Source organism: Ensifer sp. ENS08, from assembly GCF_014852195.1.
Lineage (GTDB): Bacteria > Pseudomonadota > Alphaproteobacteria > Rhizobiales > Rhizobiaceae > Ensifer > Ensifer adhaerens.
The window spans coordinates 21,549-41,875 of the sequence record NZ_JACVBF010000018.1 but is presented as its reverse complement, the minus strand read 5'-3'; the positions used below and the strand labels follow the sequence as shown (position 1 = coordinate 41,875).

Below are 20,327 nucleotides of genomic sequence, written 5' to 3'. Positions count from 1 at the left end.
CGTCAATTCGATTTATTTGCATCACCCGAATTAGGTATATAACTCGCGCTTTTGACCTCTCGAAGTAGCATTGAGACGGTGCTACAGTCTTGCGATATTTAGTTTACTTTCGGGACCTCGTTTCGTGTCTCAAAAAGCCATTACCGTCGGATTTCCATTTTCGGGTGACGATATCGGGGGGAGCCATATTTCCGCGCTCAACCTCATATCGTCGTTCGACAGGGACCGGATAACCCCCATCGTCTTCGTGCATCATCCGCGCAAGGCGCTTTCCAGATATATGGACGAAAACAAGATCGACTATGTCACGATCGAGGACATCGACATCCTCTCGCCGCAACGGGATCGTCCTTTCGCGACGCGATCCTTCTCGGCGCTGCGTTATCCGATCTCGATGGTGAAGATCATCAATCTCCTGAGACGGCACAACATCGACATCGTGCACACCAACGACGGCGCGATCCATACCACCTGGGCGCTTCCAACCTACTTGGCCGGCGCCAAACTTCTGTGGCACCACCGCGGCGACCCCCGCGCCCGGGCGGTCAACATGCTTGCGCCGCTTCTTGCCAAGCACGTGGTCACGGTTTCGCGATTTGCGCAGCCGGCAAAGCCGTTGCTCCCGCTTGAGGGGCGTATCTCGGTACTGCACAGCCCCTTCCGGCATCCGGATCAGGTCCCCGATCGGGAGGAAAGCAGGCTCGCGCTGGTGCGCGAACTCGGCCTGCCGGAGGAGACGCGGTTCGTCGGCTACTTCGGGCTTCTCAACGAGCGCAAGCGCCCTCTCCGTTTCGTCGAGGCGGTGCACGCCTTTCACCGCAGCAATCCGGATTTCCCGATAGCCGGCCTGCTTTTCGGCGCACCCGAACAGGCAGGGCCGCGGCTCGACCTTGAGACAGCAGAACGCGCGCGCGCTCTCGGGATCGCCGACAAGATCCACCTCATGGGATTTCGCCATCCGGTCGCGCCCTATATGTGCGCCGTCGACATTCTCCTCGTGCCGGCCATGAGCGAGCCGTTCGGCAGAACGCTCATCGAAGCCATGATGTACGGCACCCCGGTCGTCGCCACCAATCACGGAGGAAATCCCGAAGCGATCGAGAACGACGTGACCGGTTTTCTCGTCGAGCCGGAAAACCCAGAGGCTTTCGTCGCCCCGATGGAGCGCCTGCTGAAAGACCGTAACGAGTGGCAGCGCATCAGCGAAACGGCGCGCACCTCGACGCTTGCCGCCTATGGCATCAAGCCCCATGTCGACGGCATCGTCAGCATTTATCAGCGAATTCTCGGAAGACGGCCGTCCGACATCTCGGCACACGCCGCGCACTGAGCCCACCGACAGCGGAAAGAAAGAGAACGACATGCAGCTCTCGGATATCGATTTCCTGATCATCGGCGCCGCCAAGAGCGCGACCACCTGGCTACAGCAGTCGCTGCAGCAGAACCCTTCCGTCTATATGCCGGATCCCGAGCTCCACTTCTTCAGCCGCAACTTCGAAAAGGGCGACGGCTGGTATCTGGGGCAATTCGAGCCCAAACCTGAACAGACCATCGTCGGCGAGAAATCCAATTCCTACCTCGACGAGCCGGAAGCAGCTGCCCGCATCAAGAAGGCGCTGCCGCGCGCACGGCTGATCGCGCAGCTGCGCAATCCCGTCGACCGCGCCTATTCCGACTACTGCATGCTTTATCGCCGCGGGGAAGTCGGCACCGACATCACCCGGTATCTCGATCCACGCCAGGCAAAGGGAGGACGTTTCCTGGTCGGCGGTCTCTATTGCCGCCAGCTCGAAGCCTATCTCGATCTGTTTCCAGCCGAAAACCTGCAGGTTCTCCTCTATGAGCATATGCGCCAGAACCCGCAGGCGCATCTCGACGCGGTCAGAGACTTTCTGCAGCTGTCGTCGCCGCTTTATCCGGTCGTCAACAAAGTCAAGGACAAGACGGTGCCTGTCGTGCCGCCGAAGCTGCGTCGACTTCTTCAGCCGCTGAAGCCGATCGCGGCACCGTTTCGCAGCAACCCCATCGTGAAGGGCCTGCGCTCGATGGTCGCCCGCGAACTCGACTATGTGCCGCTGCCGACGGATCTGCGCAACCGGCTGGTCGAATTCTACGCGCCGGAGACCGAAAGGCTCGGCGCGCTTCTGAAGCAGGACCTTTCAGGCTGGCTGCAGGCGGCCGCCGGTAGCGCGCGACCAGCGGCCTGATGCAGGCGCCTAGCCCTCGGCGCGCCGCCCAAATCGCAGACTGAGAACGAGCGGTACGGCCACCAGATAGACGGCGACGACCGACAGCCAGATGGCGCCTGGCCATTCCTGCCTGAAGACGAAATAGAAGCTCGAGAATGCGAGCGGACTGACAATCGATGCCAGGCTTACCGCCGACGCCAGCACGCCCTGAAACTGGCCTTGCTGGGTCTCAGCGACCTGTCGGGTTGCAAGGGACTGCAAGGCCGGCGCGCCGATGCCGCCAAGAACGAATACCGGCATGATGGCGAAGATCATCCAGCCTTCCGTCGCAAATGCCATGACGACCAAGCCAACGCACGCGCCGGCAACACCTGTCAGGATCGTCGCGCGTTCGCCGAGCCTTCTCACCGCTGGCCCCGGGAGGAAAGCCTGGGCAAGGGCCTGGCAGACCCCAAAGGCACCGAGCGAAAGACCGATCCACAGCCCGTTCCAGTGAAAGGCATCGCTGCCCCACAGCGCCCAGCAGGTGCTGTAGGCCTCGCCGGTCGCACTGAAGGTGATGAACAGAACGACGATTGGCATCAAGCCCTTGGCGGAGAAGGCCCAGCGGAGCGGACGGATCGGATTGAGCGCGGCCAGGTCGATCTTCTGCCGGCCGGGAATGCGTGATTCCGGCAGGACGAAAAGCGCCAGCAGCAAATTGCAGGCGTTGAGAACGGCGGCTGCAATGAAGGGCAGCCGCAAGCCATGGTCGCCGAGGATACCGCCCAGCACCGGGCCGACGATAAAGCCGATGCCAAACATGGCGTTGAACAGGCCGAAACGGCGGGCGCGTTTCTCCTCCGGCGATATGTCGGTGATATAGGCGGTCGCCACCGCCAGGTTGGCGCTTGTGAGGCCGGCGATCGCGCGACCTGCGAAAAGCATCCAGAGGTTGGAGGCGAAAGCCAGAAACAGGTAGTTGATGGCGGCTCCTGCGAGAGAAAGCAGCAAGACGGGCCGCCGGCCGATGCGGTCGCTGAGCGCACCGAGCACCGGTGCAAACACGAACTGCATCACTGCATAGAGGGCCGTCATTGTGCCGATGAGCGGCGCGACGTCGTCCGTCTGCGTGAGCTCCTTAAGCAGCGACGGCAGAATGGGAAAGATCAGCCCGATGCCGACGGCATCGAGGATAATGGCAGCAAAAATGACGATAAGTGGCTTCTTCGTGGTGAGGGGTGTGGTCATGGCACGCTCCGGTAGACGCGAGCGTGCGGCACCGACAGGCGCCAATGGCTCGCGAGCAGGGGCTGACGAAATGTCAGATATCTGGTTTCTGGGAGACGCTGGCCGATCCGCGCCGAAATAGGCGGGGATGGCATGTACTCGACCGCCTGGACGCCAATTCGTCCACCTGTTTACTCCGCCACTGAGCGGATCAAGGGAAGCGGTCGCTTTTCGCGACGGGCAATATTTACGTCAGATAGCCGCACGCCGCAATCCCTACCTCCGCGCACGCCTATAACATGAAATTTACACTCCACTATTGCGCTTGGCTCTGTGGCCCGCTATCCCGGTGCCCAGCGCCGGGCACCGGCCGGCTCATCGCCCGTGGCCCGCCGAACCAAATCATGGAGAATTCGACGCTCGACCGATCGGGTCATCGTCGTCCCATGTTGATGGAAGGGCACCCCGGTCCTTTCGCTGATTTGGAGGCCAGGAGGCCGCACTTTTCCCGGCACGGCCGCCACCTAGGCAACCTGCGCGTCGGGCTCTGCGTCCGTGGCCAGCACGACCGTATTCCTACCCATGCGCTTGGCTTCATAAAGCGCGTCGTCTGCTTTCTGCAGCAGTCGCTCAAGCGTCGTATCCGCGGCGATCGCCGACGCTGTCCCGAGGCTCGCGGTCACGCAGCCATCGGTCAGGCCGCGATGCGGTATGCGCAGCCCTTCGATTGCAGACCTGATCCTCTCTGCCATCGCCAAAGCCTGCAGCGGCTCCCGTCCAGGCGCCAGCACCAGTATCTCCTCGCCGCCGAAACGGAAGACGAAAGCGGCCTCGTCGACGGCGGCGCGGATGCACTGCGAGACTGCGCGGATGCAAGCGTCGCCTTCAATGTGGCCATGAACGTCGTTGAACCGCTTGAAGTGATCGATATCGAGCAGGATCGCCGAAACTGCGGTCTCCCCCGGCGCTTCGTTCCACAGCATGCCGCCGATCCGCGCCAGCGACCGACGGTTCAATAGCCCCGTCAGTTCATCCCGTTCAGCGTTGCGTTCGAGTTGCTGGCAAAGGAGGCTGCCTCTCAACTGATTGAGAAAATTCTGCCGGTCCTTCTGTTCCAGAAAATAGGCACTCACCGCCAGGAATATCGACAGCGTCAGATAGAAGGTGATGATGCCGGAATAGGTTACGTCGTCGAAGGCGCCGGTCAGGTGCGTCGTGGTGAAGTGCGACGCGCACATCAGCGCAAGCCCCGAAAGAACGGCAAAGAAACGCGGCCGGAGCGCGATGACGAAGAACAGGAAGGCAGCGGAATTGCCGTTCTGGTAGACGAAAAGGTAAGGGCTGGCGCTCTGCGTGGCCACGGCCATCGGCAGGGTCACGCCCAGCACCGCGATCGCGACCGCCAGGACATCGTAAAGACGGGCATCCGGCCAGCGCCGCACCGCCAGGATGCAGGCGATAACGAAGGGCGTGAACACCAGGAAGCGAACGGTAAACAACCCGGTGAAGACATCCGGCAACATGGTGTGGTCGCCGAAATAGACGAGATCGTAGATAAAGATACCGATCACGCCCCAGATTGCGGCGAGCCGCACGCGCTCTGCCGCATAGTCCTTGCGGAAGAGCTCTTCTATTTCGGGCGAAAAATGCAGATAGCGAAAGCCTCGCGCGATCTGGCCTTCTACCTGGTCTAGCGTCACAACGCCCATCGCCTATTTCCCGAACTGCGGAAAGACTCGGCACAGACTAGCAGAGAAAGCTGTATATTCGTCTAAAGTTAGAACGGTTCACTGCCCCGGCGCGCGGGCCGGCCTGAAGCGACATCACGCCTCGGGAACCTTGATCAGCACCGTCCCTGCCGCATCGATCGGCCGGCCATCCTGCGTGCGGATATCGAGCTTAACCGGCAGGCCCGTTTCCTTCTCGACTAGCAACGAATGCTCCTCGCCGGGCTGGAACAAGTGCCTTTCGCCGAACTGCCGCAAGGCGACCATGACCGGAAAGAGGTCGCGGCCCTTCGCCGTCAACTGGTACTCGACCCTCGTTTTCGCCTCGCCTGCCGGAACCGTTTCGAGAATGCCGCGCTCGACAAGCGTTCTCAGGCGGTCCGTCAAGATGTTCTTGGCAATGCCAAGGCTCTTCTGAAAATCGCTGAAGCGGCGGACGTCATCGAACGCATCGCGCACGATCAGCAGCGACCACCAGTCACCGATCGCATCCAGTGATCGCGCGCTGGGGCAATAGTCTTCCTTCAGCCGTCTGCGGGCCACCATGCATGATCTCCATTTGGATTTTTGGTTGCATTATGAAACCAAAATGATATCCATTCCTTGGTTTCATTATTAAACCATAACAAGGAATACGTCCAATGGATGGTAAAATTGCTGCGGCGCCGGCCGGCGCTGCGAACGATGTCCCGTGCCCGGTCGCCAGCGCCCGCCCGGCATCGCGGCTGACGCGTCCGATGATGACGCTCTTTGCCTTCGCCGCCGGCCTCGCGGTCGCCAACGCCTATTTCGCCCACCCCTTGCTCGACGTGATGGCCGCCGACCTCGATCTGTCGGAAACACGCGCCGGCCTGATCGTCGGGGCGACCCAGCTCGGCTACGCGCTCGGCCTGATCCTGCTTGTCCCCCTCGGAGACCTTTTCGATCGCCGCAAGATCATCATCTTTCAGTCGCTGCTGTCGGTCGCAGCCCTTGGCTTCGTCGCCCTTTCAGCCACCGTCGAAATGCTCATGGTCTCCATCGCCGCAGTTGGCATGCTTGCGGTCCTCACGCAGGCGCTGGTGGCCTATGCGGCCAGCCTCTCTCATCAGGCGGAACGGGGTCGGGTGGTCGGATTTGTCACCAGCGGCATCGTCATCGGCATTCTTTCGGCTCGCGCCGTCGCCGGATTTCTGACCGATCTGGCCGGCTGGCGGGAGGTCTATATTGTATCCTCTGTGCTCACCTTTTTGATCGCTCTGTTGCTTTACAAGCTGCTGCCGGATCAGCAGCGGGAAACGAGCAAGCTCAGCTATCTCCGCCTCGTCGCCTCCACCTTCACGCTAATCGCCCAGGAGCCGGTTCTGCGCGTCCGTGGCATCATCGCCATGCTGATCTTCGCCAATGTGACGACGCTGCTCACCCCGCTTGTCCTGCCGCTGAGCGTGCCGCCGTTTTCACTATCGCATACCCAGGTCGGTCTCTTTGGGCTGGCAGGGATTGCCGGAGCACTTGCGGCCTCTCGCGCCGGACACTGGGCCGATCTCGGATTTGGTCAGCGCACGACCGGCATCTCGCTGGCGTTGATGCTCGCTGCGTGGTTGCCGATTTCGCTGCTGGACCAATCGCTCCTGTGGCTCGTTGCCGGCGTCCTCGTCCTCGACTTCGGCCTTCAGGCCGTGCACGTGACGAACCAGGCACTTATCTATCGCGTCCGTCCGGAAGCTCAGAACCGGCTCACAGCCGCCTACATGCTCTTTTATTCGCTCGGCAGTGCGCTCGGATCGTCCTTTTCTACCATCGCCTATGCCTATGGCGGATGGCATGGCGTCTGCCTGATGGGCGCGGCACTCAGCCTCCTAACCCTACTGTTCTGGTTGATGACGGAACCCGCAGGTCCACAAGGCGGCGCGATGCTGAACGGCTAGTTCGCCACCACCCGCACTGCGCATGGCCGCCCTCGGCGGCAGGCGGTCATGCTCTTGGCCCGCCAGCCCTCCTCCGCTTCGCCAGACGTCTCGACATCACTCTCGCCGACCCTACGGAACCCTTCCCCAAACCGGGCGTTTAGGTTGCTTGAGCGTCATCTATCGGGGATCAACGCAATGTCAGACGCCGAAAACACGTCCGACAGCGATGTAGTAGCCAAGGGAAATGTGTGGCCGGCATCTCACGACGAGATGCGGTCGTTGATCGACAACTTTGACTGGTCCCCGACCCCTCTCGGACCGATGGAGAATTGGTCGCCGACGCTGAAGATTATGATCCCCTTCCTCCTGCGCAACCGGTTTCCGCTCCTGCTGTGGTGGGGGCCACAGTATGTCTCGATCTACAACGAGGCCTATCGCCCTGTGCTCGGCGCCAAACACCCCTGGGCACTCGGCAAACCGGTCAGCCAATGCTGGAGCGAGATCTGGCATGTCTTGAAGCCGCTGATCGATACGCCCTTCCATGGCGGCCCTGCCACCTGGAACGATGACATCGAGCTCGAAATCAATAGACACGGCTTTCTGGAAGAAACCCATTTCACCATCGCCTACAGCCCCGTGCCGGACGAGACCGCAGAAAACGGGATCGGCGGCGTGCTCGCCACTGTGTCCGAAATTACCGATAAGGTGATCGGCGAGCGCCGTATCGTCGTCCTTCGGGATCTTGCTTTTCGCTCGGGCGATGCACGATCGCCCCACGAGGCCTGCGTGATCGCAGCGGAAACATTCAAGACGCACGAGCGAGACGTGCCCTTCGCCCTTCTCTACCTCGTGGAGCCCGGCCGCAAACGAGCCCGGCTTTCCGGATGGGCAGGCCTTGAACCGAATCACGCGCTGTGCCCGGCAGAGGTGGAGTTGGCGCTAAAGGACAGTTCCGCAGGCTGGTATTTCGGTGCCGACCTGAAACCCATGCTTGTCGATGATCTCGGACGCCGTTTCCCGCCGTCCGCGAGCAAAAACCATCCCAATCTACCACATACGGCAGCCGTGCTTCCGTTGCCCGCGGCCAATGCCCGCGATGCCGCCGGTTTTCTCGTGGTCGGCATCAATCCTCGCCTGAAGCTTGACGAGCACTACCACGATTTCTTGCATCTCATGCGAGCGCAGATCGCCAGCGCCATCGCCAACGCCCAGTCCTATGAGGACGAGCGTAAACGTTCCGAAGCACTCGCGGAGATAGACCGGGCGAAGACCGTCTTCTTCTCCAATGTCAGCCATGAGTTCCGCACGCCGATCACGCTGATGCTCGGTCACATCGAGGACCTGCTGGCCCGTAGCGGAGAGCGTCCGGACGATTACGACCGTCTGCTCATTGCCCATCGCAACTCGCTGCGCCTGCTCAAGCTGGTCAACATGTTGCTTGAATTCTCGCGCATCGAAGCCGGGCGCCTGCAAGCACGCTTCGAGCCGACGAACCTTGCGACGACGACGGCAGAGCTTGCCAGCGCCTTTCGCTCGGCGATGGAAATGGCTGGGCTGAACCTGACCGTCGATACGCCGCCGCTGCCAGAACCGGCCTATGTCGATCGCGAGATGTGGGAGAAAATCGTCCTCAACCTCCTCTCCAATGCCCTCAAATTCACGCTCAGGGGCGATGTCGCCGTCAAACTCGCGGACGATGGCGACAATTTCGTCCTGACGGTCCGCGATACCGGCATCGGCATTCCTGCCAACGAGATGCCCCGCCTTTTTGAGCGCTTCCATCGCGTCGAAGGCGCAAGGGGTCGCAGCCAGGAGGGCTCAGGCATCGGGCTCGCCTTCGTCCAGGAATTGGTGAAACTTCATGGTGGAACGGTCTCGGCCGAAAGTCGCCTCGACGAAGGCACGACCATTAGCGTGGCAATCCCCAAAGGTAGTCGCGCTCCTGCGCAGCACCGCAACGGCAATGGCGAGGATCGCTCATCGACGACCGTCGGCGCAGCGCCGTTCGTGGAGGAGGCGCTGCGATGGCTGCCGGATCATCCGTCCTCGGATGCGGGTCTGCCGGAGGTCGACCCGGCGCCGCATTCGCCGGAAAAACGAAATGGCAGCCGCCGAACCCTGCTGGTCGTCGATGACAACGCCGATATGCGCGACTATCTACGCCGCCTTCTCAGCGCGCAATACGATCTCAAGATCGTCGGCAACGGCGAAGAGGCACTCGCCGCCGTCGGGTCGCAAAAGCCGGACCTGATCCTCACGGACATCATGATGCCAGGCTTCGATGGGATCGAACTGCTCAGGCGCCTGCGCACGGACGCGCGTACCAACACCGTGCCGGTAATCGTTTTGTCGGCGCGAGCCGGTGAGGAGAGCCGTATCGAGGGCATGCAGGCGGGCGCGGACGACTACTTGATCAAGCCCTTCAGCGCACGCGAGCTTTTGGCCCGGATCGAGGCGCACCTGAAGATGTCGCAGTATCGCATGGAAGCCGCGGAGACCCTGCGCGCGAGCGAAGAGCGTTTCCGTGCTCTGGTCACCGCGAGTTCGGATATCGTCTACCGCATGGGTCCCGACTGGCACGAGATGCGGTTTCTGCAAGGCAAGGACTTCGTTGCCGACACGGACGAGCCAAGCGACAGTTGGCTCGAAACTTACATTCCGCCTGAAGACCAGACGCTGATGCTCGCGCGCATTGGCGATGCTATCGACAACAAGGCCGCTTTCGAAATGGAGCACCGGGTCATTCGCCGCGACGGCAGCCTTGGTTGGACCCATTCGCGCGCCATACCGATGCTCGACAGCAACGGGGACATCGCAGAGTGGTTCGGTGCGGCGCGTGACATTACCGACCGCAAGCGGGCTGAAGAGACCCGGAAACGTCTGCTCAGCGAGCTCAGCCATCGGGTCAAGAACATGCTCGCGTCGGTCCAGGCGATCGCCCAGCATACGTTGCGCTCGGCCAAGAACCCCGCCGACTTTGCCGCAAGCTTCAGCGGACGCCTGCAGTCAATGTCGCGCATGCACTCGCTTCTGACCCGAACGGCTTGGGAAGGGGCTGACCTCGGCGACATCATTCGCGATCAGCTCTTGTGGGGAACTGCCGACGCGCGCCGGGTCACGACCTCCGGACCACCGGTGCGATTCGATGCGCAGACGGCAACGCATGTGGCGATGGTCCTGCACGAACTCGGAACCAACGCAGTAAAACACGGTGCGCTTTCCTTAAGCGATGGGACGGTGTCGATCGAATGGAGCGTAAGCGGCGATGCACTTTGTCTCAACTGGACAGAACAGGGCGGACCACCACTCAAGATGCCGCTCGGTCCAGGCTTCGGCACCAGCCTGATCGAGAAAGTCGCGACGGGAGGCGGCGGAAGCGCCCACCTGACGACCGAGGCAGATGGCATGCGCTGGGAAGTGCGGCTGCCGCTCGAGGCCCATGTTCCGCCGAGTACCCTGTCCGACTTGGAGGAGCCTGTGAGAGAAGCGCCGGCGGCCAACGCCCCGGCCGCGTCGACGAAACTGAAGGGAAAGCGAATATTGGTGGTTGAGGATGAAGCGCTGATCGCCTTCGAAATTGCCGCGATTCTCGAGGAAGAGGATGCTGAGGTCGCCGGCCCGGCCGCGACACCCGGCGATGCGCTACGCCTGATCGACGAGATGGCCCTGGATGCCGCGCTGCTCGACGCCAATTTGCGCGGCCAGCCGGTTGACGCGATCGCCGCTGCATTGGCAGACAAGAAGGTCCCCTTCGTCTTTGTATCCGGTTACGGTCGCGAGGCTCTGCCCCCGGGCTTTGCCGACACCGCTCTGCTGGCAAAGCCGTTCAACCCTCGACAATTGCTCGAGGCCGCTGCCCTGCTCGTCGGCGAGCCCAAGTCCATCCTTCGTTTTCGGCACTGAGGGACCGCGCTTGATCGAGCCTTCTTTCCTTCGGAAACCGTTGCATTTCGGCTCGCTTGCGGTAGCTTTTCAGAACGCGCCGCAAAGCGGCGGCGGCCTTTCGCAACGTGTGGCCATCACCGATGCGGTTCCACTTCGGGTTCGTGGGAGCGATCAATATGCTGGTCGACAATAGTAGCGCGAACGCCTCCGAACAGCCCTATCGCGAGAGCGAGGCGCGGTTCCGCGAGATCTTCGAAAACGCCGGCGTCGCGGTGTGGGAGCAAGACTTCTCCGCAGTCTGCGATCTGCTGGATCAGCTTCGCTCGGATGGCGTCGAGGATCTGCGCGCCCACCTGAAGGCTCACCCCAGCCGCCTGGACGAAGCAATCGCGCAGGTGCGTATCGTCGACGTCAATCCTTTCACCGTGGAACTGTTCGAGGCCACCGAGAAGGACGAGTTGCTGCGTTCACTCTCGAACGTTTTTCTGCCGGAGACGACGCCGATCTTCCTAGAAGAACTGATGGCGCTCTGGCAGGGCCAGAGGCGCTTCGGCAGCGAAGCCGTCGTGCAGACGCTGCGCGGGCGGCGGCTGGATGTGGTCTTCACCGTCACCTTTGAAGGCGCACGCTGCGAGCGCACCTATGTCAGCATCCTCGACATTTCCCAGCGCAAGGCCTCGGAACGCCGGCTGCAGGCGGTCGATCGCATAGCCAAGGCAATCGCCAGCAACCTTGATCTCGATCACATAGTTCAGACGGTGACCGACGCCGCCACCGAGCTTGCCGGGGCGAAGTTCGGCGCCTTCTTCTACAATCTCGCCGACCCGGACGGCGAGCGTTACACGCTTTACGCCCTCTCAGGCGTACCGCGCGCGGCCTTCGAAAATTTCCAGTTGCCCCGCAACACCGCGGTATTCGAGCCTACCTTTCGCGGCCTCGGCATCGTACGCTCCGACGACATCCGAACCGACCCGCGCTACGGACAGTCCGCACCGCATTTCGGCATGCCGAAGGGGCACCTGCCGGTGGTAAGCTACCTCGCGGTTCCCGTGGTCTCACGGTCCGGTGATGTTCACGGCGGGCTCTTCTTTGGCCATGATCTTCCAGCTGTCTTTACCGCCGAGACCGAGGCGACGATTACCTCGATCGCCGCACATGCGGCGATTGCCATCGATAACGCCCATCTGCTCAAGGCAGTCGAACATGAGCTGGCGATCCGCCGCGCGACGGAACGCGCGGCCCAGCAACTGGCGGCAATCGTCGAATCCTCGGAAGATGCGATCCTGTCGATGAATCTGGACGGCATCATCACCAGCTGGAACATCGGCGCCGAGCGCCTCTACGGCTATACGGTCGAAGAAGCGGTCGGCAGCCCGGTCACGCTGCTGATCCCGGAGGATCGCCTCGGCGAAGAACTGGAGATCCTGGCAAAGGTTCGTGCCGGACAGCGCGTCGACCACTTCGAAACCTTCAGACAGCGCAAGGATGGCGGGCTCATCCCGATCTCGCTGCGGATCTCGCCGATCCGGGACAATGCCGGCCTGGTCATCGGCGCCTCTAAGATCGCCCGTGACATCAGCGAGCGCCGGCAGGCCGAGCAGCAGAAGGACCTGCTGATCCAGGAGATGGCGCACCGGGTGAAGAACTTGTTCATGGTTTCGAGCAGCGTCGTGTCGCTGAGCGCCAAGGCCGCCGCATCCGCCGAAGAGCTGGCGTCAGCCGTCGTTGCGCGGCTGGGGTCGCTGGCGCGCGCACACGTGCTCACCTTGCCGACGCCCGATCGTGATGGCGCAGGCGAAGGCCGGGCCAATCTGCAGGCACTGCTTTCGACATTGCTCTCGCCCTATGACGGCGAAACGCCACAGGGCCTTCGCCGGGTCACGACGCGTGGCTGCGATTTCGGCATCTCGCGCACCGCGATTACCGGCTTTTCGTTGGTCGTGCACGAGTTTGCCACCAACGCCGCCAAGTACGGTGCCCTCTCGACCGCCACCGGTTCCCTCGACATCGAATGCATCGATCGCGGCGAGACCTTGGAACTCAAATGGACCGAACAGGGCGGGCCTCAGGTAACCCGGACCGGGACCGAGGGCTTCGGCACCAAGCTTGCCAAGCTGACGATCGAAAGGCAGTTCGGCGGCGAAATTCTTCGCCAGTGGCACTCGCAAGGCCTGATCATACGCCTGATCGTCCCCAAGGATCGCCTGCAGCCGCCGGAGTGAGGGGCGCCTTGCAGGCCGCAGCCGCCATCGACGGCCGTTTGCACGTCCTCCCGGCTTGCGGCCATTATGTCCCACTGGAGCGTGCGTTTGCGCTGAACGCGATGACCCTTGCCTGAGCTTGCGACTTGCGCCTGTTGGCGTCCCTTCCCTGTCCCGGAACGTCAAAAAGCCCGCTGGATTTCTCCAGGCGGGCTTTTTTGATTTGGTTGCGGGGGCCTGATTGCACAGAGACTTGTACGACATGGCACCTCTTGAGCACGTAGTCCGCGCGCATTGCGGAAGACGCAACCTCTAGGAAGTACGACCTCCCCGCACACATCACAGCGTCAACGACGTAGTGTCGCTGGAAATCAACGCCTTCAGAATACCCTTTTGCGTATGCTCGCTGTGCTCCACCATGGCGGCTCGCGCAAGATCAGGATCGCGAAGACGTAGGACATCGACGATGTGTCGATGATCGGCGCTGGTTTCCGGATTGACGTCGCGACTGACGGCGCCGAGGTAGAAGAGACGCGTACACTCGTCGAGATGCGCTGCTACCAGCGCCAAGAGTCGAGGATTGTTCGCGCCCTCGGCGATTGCCAGATGGAAATCGCGGTTGGCCTTGACGAAGGACTGCACGCTCTCGCCCTGCTGCGGGTCATAGCGAGCATCCGCCAGAGCTTCGAGCCGGTCGAGGTCTGCGGCTGAAAGATTGAGGGCGGCCATTGCAGCGGCCGTGCCTTCGGTCATCGCACGGATCACAAAGAGATCGTTGATGTCCTTCACCGTCACGGGCGTTACCCGGTAGCCCCGCCTCGGAAAGGCTTCGATCAAACCTTCTGCAACCAATCGACCGAGCGCTTCCCGCACCGGCGTTTTGCTCATGGCAAGCTGTTCCGCAAGTTCGAGCTCCGAAAACTCGGCCCCCGGCCTCAAGGTGCCGGACAGGACCCGCGCACGCAGCGAAAGATAGGCTGTCTCCGTCAGAGATATCTTCTTCTGCCGGGCCGGCGAGGGACCACTTTCGACGCTGAGGCTCTGCAAGACGGAATTTCTCCAAGCTCGATTGGGGGGCTGTCTGCCAGCACCCGCTCGTGGATCACAAGGCTTCACGCGCCTTTATGTCTTCTCCTCCACTTTTTCCGACTCCGCAAGATTGCCAGCCTTTGACATGAGATATTTCGTAGTATACTACGATAAATATCATAGTTTGATGGCTTCGGAGAGCCATCTTGGAGGAACCGTGGCGCATATCTTGGTGATCAATCCGAACAGCTCGAAGGCCGTCACGCACTCGATGGAAGCGTGCCTGAGGCCCTTCACGGGCAATGGTCACGAGATCCTCTGCATTGAACTGGAAGGCGCGCCCGCTGGTATCGAGACAGATGCCCATGTGGCCGAAGTGGTGCCGCTGTTGGTTGAGGCTGTGCAGGCAGCAAAGGCAGACGTCGTGGTGATCGCTTGCTTTTCGGATCCCGGCATTTCGACCATACGCGCCGCCACGAATGTCCCGGTCATCGGCATTGCCGAAGCGGCCTATCTGACTGCACTCGGACTTGGCCGGGGTTTCGGGATCGTATCGATGGGGCCGTCTTCGATCGAGCGCCACAGGCGCTACCTTGAAGACCTTCAACTGGATGGCCGACTTGCAGGCGATCGGTCGATCAACATGACCGTTGCCGAACTCGTTGCCCAGGATGCGGTCGTGCCTGTCACACGTATTGCCTCGACGCTTCGCGATCAGGACGGCGCCGAGGCAGTCATCCTCGGTTGCGCCGGCCTTGGGATCTACCGGGAGGCTTTGCAAGCAGAGCTGGGCTTGCCCGTCATCGACCCGGTTCAGGCCGGTGTCGCCCTTGCCTGCATGCAGGCAGAACTCGGCTACCGCAGGAGGTCACTGTGAGCATCGATCTCGTCATTCGTGGGCGGATCGTTACGCCCCAGATGACCATTGCCAACGGCTGGGTCGCGGTCTCAGGCTCGATCATTCACGCAATCGGAGAAGGCCAGGCACCTGCGGCAGGCACCGTTCACGATGCTGGAGACGCTTTTGTCTTGCCGGGCATCGTCGACGGACAAACGCATGCGGGCAGCTATCTCGGCCTTCCCGGGATCGAGCCGACGACCCGATCCGCCATTGCGGGCGGGGTCACAACCATCGTCGATATGCCCTATGACAACCCGACCCCTCTGAGCACCAGAGAGCACCTGGACGCCAAGGTCGAAGCCGTCCAACGCTTCTCTCATTGCGATGTCGCGCTCTACGGCACGGTGATGCCCGGGCAATCCCTCGGCGACGTGCAATCGCTCGCCGATGGTGGCGTTGTCGCCTTCAAGATCTCCGCCTTCGAGAGCAGCCCCACCCGTTTTCCGAGGATCGATGCGGCACTCGCCCTCGACCTGCTGGAAGCGCTTGCGGTAACCGACCTACCGCTTGGATTGCACAATGAAGACCAGGAGATCGTCCGCTCACGGGTTTCGCGTGCAAGAACCGAAGGGCGAAACGGTATCAACGCGCATTCGCCAAGCCGGCCTGAAGTAGCAGAACTGGCATCGACCGTGCATTTTCTCGAACTTGCCGCCAGTGCGGGCGGCCATGCGCATATCGTGCACATCAGCACGCCGCGTGGGTTCACGCTGGTCGACATTTATGCGCAAGAGGGCTTCAGAGCGACCGGAGAACTCTGCGTCCACTATCTCTGGTTCGATCCCGAGCGCGACGGTGAAGAGCTCGGCGCGCGGATGAAGGTGAACCCACCCATTCGTCCTGGTCAAATCGACCGGCTCTGGCAGGAACTGGTCGAGGGCCGGATTGCCTTTGTCAGCTCCGATCATTCCAGCTGGCCGATCGACAACAAGTTCACCGACAGCATCTTCGATGCCGGTGCGGGCGTCCCCGGAATGGAGACGCTGCTGCCTGCCTTCTTTACCGTCGCAAAGGAGCGTGGCGTCGATGCAGCGCATTATTGTGCCGAATACCTCGCCGAACGCCCTGCCCGCTTCTTCGGCCTTTATCCGCGCAAGGGGGCTCTCGTCGCCGGTGCCGATGCCGACATCACGATCCTCGCCGAGGGCGACGATGTCTGGGAGGCGAGCCGTGCCCACGATGGTCTCAACTGGAGCCCCTATGACGGACGGCGTTTCGCTGCACGGGTTGCCGCGACCTATCACGCAGGCAGGCTCGCCTATGACGGCCGCTCGGTCCTCAACACGCCCGGTAGCGGACGCTATCTGCGCCGCGGCGAAAGCACATGGTTTCCAAAGGATCTTATCACATGACTGAGGCACCCACGCGGCCCGACCACGGCATCGTCGAGAAGGCCATCACCTTCTTCTACTACGTCGACCTGCCCAAAGCGTTCGACTTCTACACAGAGGTGATGGGCTTCCCGCTCGAGATCGATCAGGGCTGGTCGAAGATCCTGAAGATTGCCGAGCATGCCTATGTCGGTCTCGTTGACGAGGCGCGTGGAATGCATCGCGCCAATCCGATCAAGCCCGTACAGCTTTGCATCCGCGTGCCGGATGTCGACGCTTGGCATCGCTATCTCTCGAGCCAGAACGCGATCGGGCTGACGGAACCAAAGGACAGCGTCTCTCTCGGAATTCGAGCGTTCGTGCTGGAAGACCCGGAAGGCTACCAGATCGAGGTGCAATCCGTACTTCGGTGAAAACGCGCATGCAAACGTGTCGGCATACCAAAAAAGGGGAACTAAAAATGCTGAATCTTCGCATGAAATCCGGACGTATCGCGGCCCTTGCCGCATTCGTCCTGTTGGGCTCGACGGCCCTCGGCGGCCTGGTCCATGCCAAGGAACTGACCGTCGGCCTGACGTCGGACGCCGTTAATCTCGACCCCCAGGCGGGCGAGGAGCTGTCCAGCAACATCCTCTTCTACCACATCTACGATCCTCTGGTGCGTCGCAATGCCGACCTGTCCTTCGGACCCGGCCTTGCAGAAAGCTGGGAGCTCAAGGACGACACGACCTGGGTGTTCAAGCTGCGCCACGGCGTCAAGTTCCACAACGGCGAAGAGCTCAAGGCGTCGGATGTTGTGTTCACTCTTGACCGTCTGAAGAAGTCGCTGATGGCCAATCTCGGCGCCAATATCGCTTCCTTCACTGCGGTCGATGACTACACGGTCGAGATCAAGACGCCCAAGCCCTACGCAGTCCTGCCAAACGATCTGGCGGCCGTCCTGATCCTCAGCGAGAAGTATGCCAAGGAGGTGGGCGACGAACAGCTGGACTTGAAGCCCGTTGGCACCGGCCCCTACAAGCTGGTCGAATGGATCAAGGAAGATCACATCACTCTTGCCGCCAATGCTGACTACTTCGCCGGCGCACCGAAGATCGAAGAGGTCACGTTCCGCCCGATCACCAATGGCGCCACCCGTACGGCAGCCCTGCTGACCGGCGAAGTCGATGTCATCCAGGATCTCAACGTCCGCGACGTCGACCGCGTCAAGGCGGATGACCGCTACAAGGTCATGACCAAGCCGAGCCTGCTCAACGTCGTGGTCTCGATCGACCATCGTGAGAAAAGTCCGACCATCGCGCTCGACAAGAACCCGATAATGGATCGTCGCGTCCGTGAAGCCATGGTCCGCGCGATCGACGTCAATGCGATCAACAAGATCATCATGAACGGCCTGTCGACACCGTCAGAGCAGTATGTCCCTGCTTCCCACACGGGTTACGTCGACGGTGCAAGCTTCCGCGACATGTATCCCTTCGATCTCGAGAAGGCCGCAGCTCTGATGGCCGAGGCCGGCTATGCAGACGGCTTCACGGTGACCCTCGACACCACCAACAACCGCTATGTCAACGATCAGCAGATCGCTCAGGCGCTCGCTTCTATGCTCGGCAAGATCAAGATCGATCTCAAGCTCAACCTGATGCCGAAGTCCAACTTCTTCGGCTACATCCGGGTACCAAGCGACAAGTCCAGCATGATCATGAGTGGCTGGGACGTTCCGTCCGGTGACGGCGGCTCGATGTACAGCGTGATGTTCTACTCGCGCGACAAGAAGGAAGGTTATGGCCAGGTCAACCGCGGATCCTATTCCAATCCGAAGGTGGACGAGCTGATCGACAAGGCCGATGCGACCTCCAAGCTCGAAGAGCGCGACGGCTATCTGCAGGAAGTCACCAAGATCCTGATGGAAGACATCCCGATGATTCCGATCCACTACGAGCAGGATCTCTATGCCGCAAAGACCAATGTCGAGATGACACCGCGCGCGGACAAGTTCCTCTGGGCCTACGAGATCGACGTCAAGGAATAAGCCTGCCCCGAACGAACGCGGGATTGTCGACCTTTAGGGAGACAGTCCCGAATTTCTCACTTCTTCATGACGGGACACTGCCTTGCTGGGTTACACGATCAAGCGGCTCCTGCAGATGGTGCTGGTACTCTTTTGCGTATCGGTCATCGTCTTCCTGATGATGAGCTTTACCGGCGATCCCGTCTTCATGGTGATCCCGATCGATTCCACCACCGCCGAGATCGAACAGGCCCGCCGTCTCCTGGGTCTCGATCGATCCCTGCTGAGCCAGTATTTCATCTTCCTCGGCAACATGCTGCAGGGCGATTTCGGGCGCTCCTATGTGTTCCGTCAGCCCGCCATGGACCTCATCCTGGAGCGTCTGCCGGCAACGATCGAGATGGTGCTCGTCGCAATCATGCTGGCGACCGTAATCGCCGTGCCGCTCGGCGTCTATGCCGGGGCAAATCCGAACAAGCCGGTGTCTCGCGGCATCATGGCAGGCTCGCTGCTCGGCATTTCCCTCCCCGGGTTCTGGGTGGGCATGATGCTGATCTTCTTCTTTTCCGTGCGCTACCAGCTTCTACCCTCCTCCGGACGCGGTGATACGGTGGAAATCCTAGGCCTGCGCATATCCATCTTCACGGCGGACGGATGGTCGCACATTATCCTGCCCTCCGTGACGCTGGCCCTTGCCACCCTTGCCATCATGCTGCGCATGACCCGTGCGGGCATGATGGAGGTGATGCGGCAGGACTACATGCGGTTTGCCCGTGCGAAGGGTGCGTCTCGTCAGAACATCCTGTTCAGGCATGGCCTAAAGAACGCTCTCATCCCAGTCGTTACGATCTTCGGCCTCCAGCTCGGCGATCTCATCGCCTTCGCAACGATCACCGAAACGATCTTCGCATGGCCAGGAACCGGCAAGCTGCTGATCGACTCCATTTACCGCGGCGACCGCCCCGTCATCGTCGTCTACCTGATGCTGACGGCGTTCATCTTCGTGGCCATCAATTTCATCGTCGACATCGTCTACACGCTGATCGACCCGCGCATTACCGTGAAGTGAGGATCGCATGACCGGGTTCTTCTCTTCGGAATTCTTCTTTCACTACCGCCGAAATCTACCGGCCGTCTTCGGAAGCGCACTGCTCGCCTTCTTCGCCCTGCTGGCGACATTGGGGCCGCTGCTTGTCGCCCAGGACCCTTACGATGTATCCCAGCTGGAACTGATGGACAGCTTCAAGCCGCCGGCATGGCTGGAGGGTGGTGACAGCAGGTATCTGCTCGGGACCGATGGCCAGGGCCGCGACGTGCTCGCATCCATCGTCTATGGCGCGCGGATTTCCGCCTTCATCGGCCTCGCCGCCATGATCTTCTCCTGCGTGATCGGGACGGCACTCGGGCTGATCTCCGGCTACTACGGCGGTATCGTCGACAGCATCATCATGCGCATCGCAGACATCCAGCTGTCATTTCCCTCGATGCTGATTGCGCTCTTCCTGATGTCGGCATTCGGGACAGGCATCGGCATGGTTCTGATCGCGCTCACCGCCGTCGGCTGGGTGGTTTACGCCCGCACTGTTCGCGGATCGACATTGAGCGAAATCCAGAAGGAATACATCCAGGCGGCCAAGGTGGCGGGGCTAGGAAACGGCGAGATCATCATACGTCACGTGCTGCCGAACGTCATGACGCCGCTCATCGTGGTTGGCACAATCCAGGTTGGCACCTTCATTCTGATCGAAGCTTCGCTGAGTTTCCTTGGTGTCGGCGTCCCCATCACCGAGCCCTCGCTGGGCCTGCTCGTCAAGGAGGGGTTCGATGTCCTGTTCTCGGGCATCTGGTGGACCTCTGCCTTTCCCGGGCTGTTCATCATGTTCCTCGTCTTCGGCATCAACCTGTTCGGTGACTTCCTGCGAGACGAACTCAATCCGCGGCTGAAATGACGAAGGAGA

The 20,327-nt window shown here is 61.1% G+C and carries 15 protein-coding genes; 11 read left to right on the top strand and 4 right to left on the bottom strand.

All coding sequences use genetic code 11. The features are described 5' to 3' along the window. Positions 1 to 124: 124 nt before the first annotated feature. Both IB272_RS28270 and IB272_RS28265 read left to right on the top strand, forming a co-directional pair. Positions 125 to 1,330 (top strand): glycosyltransferase family 4 protein, encoded by a 1,206-nt coding sequence (locus tag IB272_RS28270; RefSeq protein WP_143106254.1) that lies wholly within the window; start codon positions 125 to 127, stop codon positions 1,328 to 1,330. 31 nt (positions 1,331 to 1,361) lie between these two features. Further along, on the top strand, positions 1,362 to 2,207 hold the full coding sequence (locus IB272_RS28265) for a sulfotransferase (protein WP_060520981.1): 846 nt from the start codon (positions 1,362 to 1,364) through the stop codon (positions 2,205 to 2,207). A 9-nt stretch (positions 2,208 to 2,216) separates the two neighbouring features. Here IB272_RS28265 and IB272_RS28260 read toward each other — a convergent pair whose 3' ends face one another. The 3 genes from IB272_RS28260 to IB272_RS28250 all read right to left on the bottom strand — a co-directional run bounded on the left by IB272_RS28260 (position 2,217) and on the right by IB272_RS28250 (position 5,671). Beyond that, a complete protein-coding gene (locus IB272_RS28260; RefSeq protein WP_113080394.1) occupies positions 2,217 to 3,419 on the bottom strand; it encodes a TCR/Tet family MFS transporter in 1,203 nt (400 codons plus the stop codon). Positions 3,420 to 3,922: 503 nt separating this feature from the next. Continuing rightward, positions 3,923 to 5,107 carry a GGDEF domain-containing protein gene (locus IB272_RS28255; protein WP_089045711.1) on the bottom strand — a complete coding sequence of 395 codons (1,185 nt, stop codon included), beginning with the start codon at positions 5,105 to 5,107 and terminating at the stop codon, positions 3,923 to 3,925. Positions 5,108 to 5,221: 114 nt separating this feature from the next. Beyond that, a complete protein-coding gene (locus IB272_RS28250; protein WP_089045712.1) occupies positions 5,222 to 5,671 on the bottom strand; it encodes a helix-turn-helix domain-containing protein in 450 nt (149 codons plus the stop codon). Positions 5,672 to 5,766: 95 nt separating this feature from the next. Here IB272_RS28250 and IB272_RS28245 point away from each other — a divergent pair, with 95 nt between their 5' ends. The 3 genes from IB272_RS28245 (at position 5,767) to IB272_RS28235 (ending at position 13,121) form a co-directional block, all read left to right on the top strand. Then, complete coding sequence (locus IB272_RS28245) at positions 5,767 to 7,032, top strand: MFS transporter (protein ID WP_192445522.1); 1,266 nt, start codon at positions 5,767 to 5,769, stop codon at positions 7,030 to 7,032. A gap of 261 nt (positions 7,033 to 7,293) precedes the next feature. Continuing rightward, positions 7,294 to 10,917 carry a response regulator gene (locus IB272_RS28240; RefSeq protein ID WP_192445521.1) on the top strand — a complete coding sequence of 1,208 codons (3,624 nt, stop codon included), beginning with the start codon at positions 7,294 to 7,296 and terminating at the stop codon, positions 10,915 to 10,917. Positions 10,918 to 11,075: 158 nt separating this feature from the next. Continuing rightward, positions 11,076 to 13,121: a PAS domain S-box protein gene (locus tag IB272_RS28235; RefSeq protein WP_192445520.1), complete on the top strand. Its 2,046-nt coding sequence runs from the start codon at positions 11,076 to 11,078 to the stop codon at positions 13,119 to 13,121. A gap of 318 nt (positions 13,122 to 13,439) precedes the next feature. On the opposite strand, the gene IB272_RS28230 is transcribed toward IB272_RS28235, so the two are convergent. After that, positions 13,440 to 14,147: a GntR family transcriptional regulator gene (locus tag IB272_RS28230; RefSeq protein WP_112976832.1), complete on the bottom strand. Its 708-nt coding sequence runs from the start codon at positions 14,145 to 14,147 to the stop codon at positions 13,440 to 13,442. 199 nt (positions 14,148 to 14,346) lie between these two features. On the opposite strand from IB272_RS28230, the gene IB272_RS28225 reads away from it, so the two are divergent. The 6 genes from IB272_RS28225 (at position 14,347) to IB272_RS28200 (ending at position 20,318) form a co-directional block, all read left to right on the top strand. Next, positions 14,347 to 15,006 (top strand): aspartate/glutamate racemase family protein, encoded by a 660-nt coding sequence (locus IB272_RS28225; RefSeq protein WP_112976866.1) that lies wholly within the window; start codon positions 14,347 to 14,349, stop codon positions 15,004 to 15,006. Continuing rightward, positions 15,003 to 16,382 carry an amidohydrolase family protein gene (locus IB272_RS28220; RefSeq protein WP_192445519.1) on the top strand — a complete coding sequence of 460 codons (1,380 nt, stop codon included), beginning with the start codon at positions 15,003 to 15,005 and terminating at the stop codon, positions 16,380 to 16,382. Before IB272_RS28225 ends, IB272_RS28220 begins: the two co-directional genes overlap by 4 nt. Further along, positions 16,379 to 16,774, top strand: coding sequence for a VOC family protein (locus IB272_RS28215; RefSeq protein ID WP_112976830.1), 396 nt, complete (start codon positions 16,379 to 16,381; stop codon positions 16,772 to 16,774). Before IB272_RS28220 ends, IB272_RS28215 begins: the two co-directional genes overlap by 4 nt. Positions 16,775 to 16,821: 47 nt before the next feature. Then, positions 16,822 to 18,390 carry an ABC transporter substrate-binding protein gene (locus IB272_RS28210; protein WP_192445518.1) on the top strand — a complete coding sequence of 523 codons (1,569 nt, stop codon included), beginning with the start codon at positions 16,822 to 16,824 and terminating at the stop codon, positions 18,388 to 18,390. An 82-nt stretch (positions 18,391 to 18,472) separates the two neighbouring features. Further along, complete coding sequence (locus tag IB272_RS28205) at positions 18,473 to 19,438, top strand: ABC transporter permease (protein ID WP_102018850.1); 966 nt, start codon at positions 18,473 to 18,475, stop codon at positions 19,436 to 19,438. Between the two features lie 7 nt (positions 19,439 to 19,445). Then, positions 19,446 to 20,318: an ABC transporter permease gene (locus IB272_RS28200; RefSeq protein ID WP_112976828.1), complete on the top strand. Its 873-nt coding sequence runs from the start codon at positions 19,446 to 19,448 to the stop codon at positions 20,316 to 20,318. Positions 20,319 to 20,327: the final 9 nt, after the last annotated feature.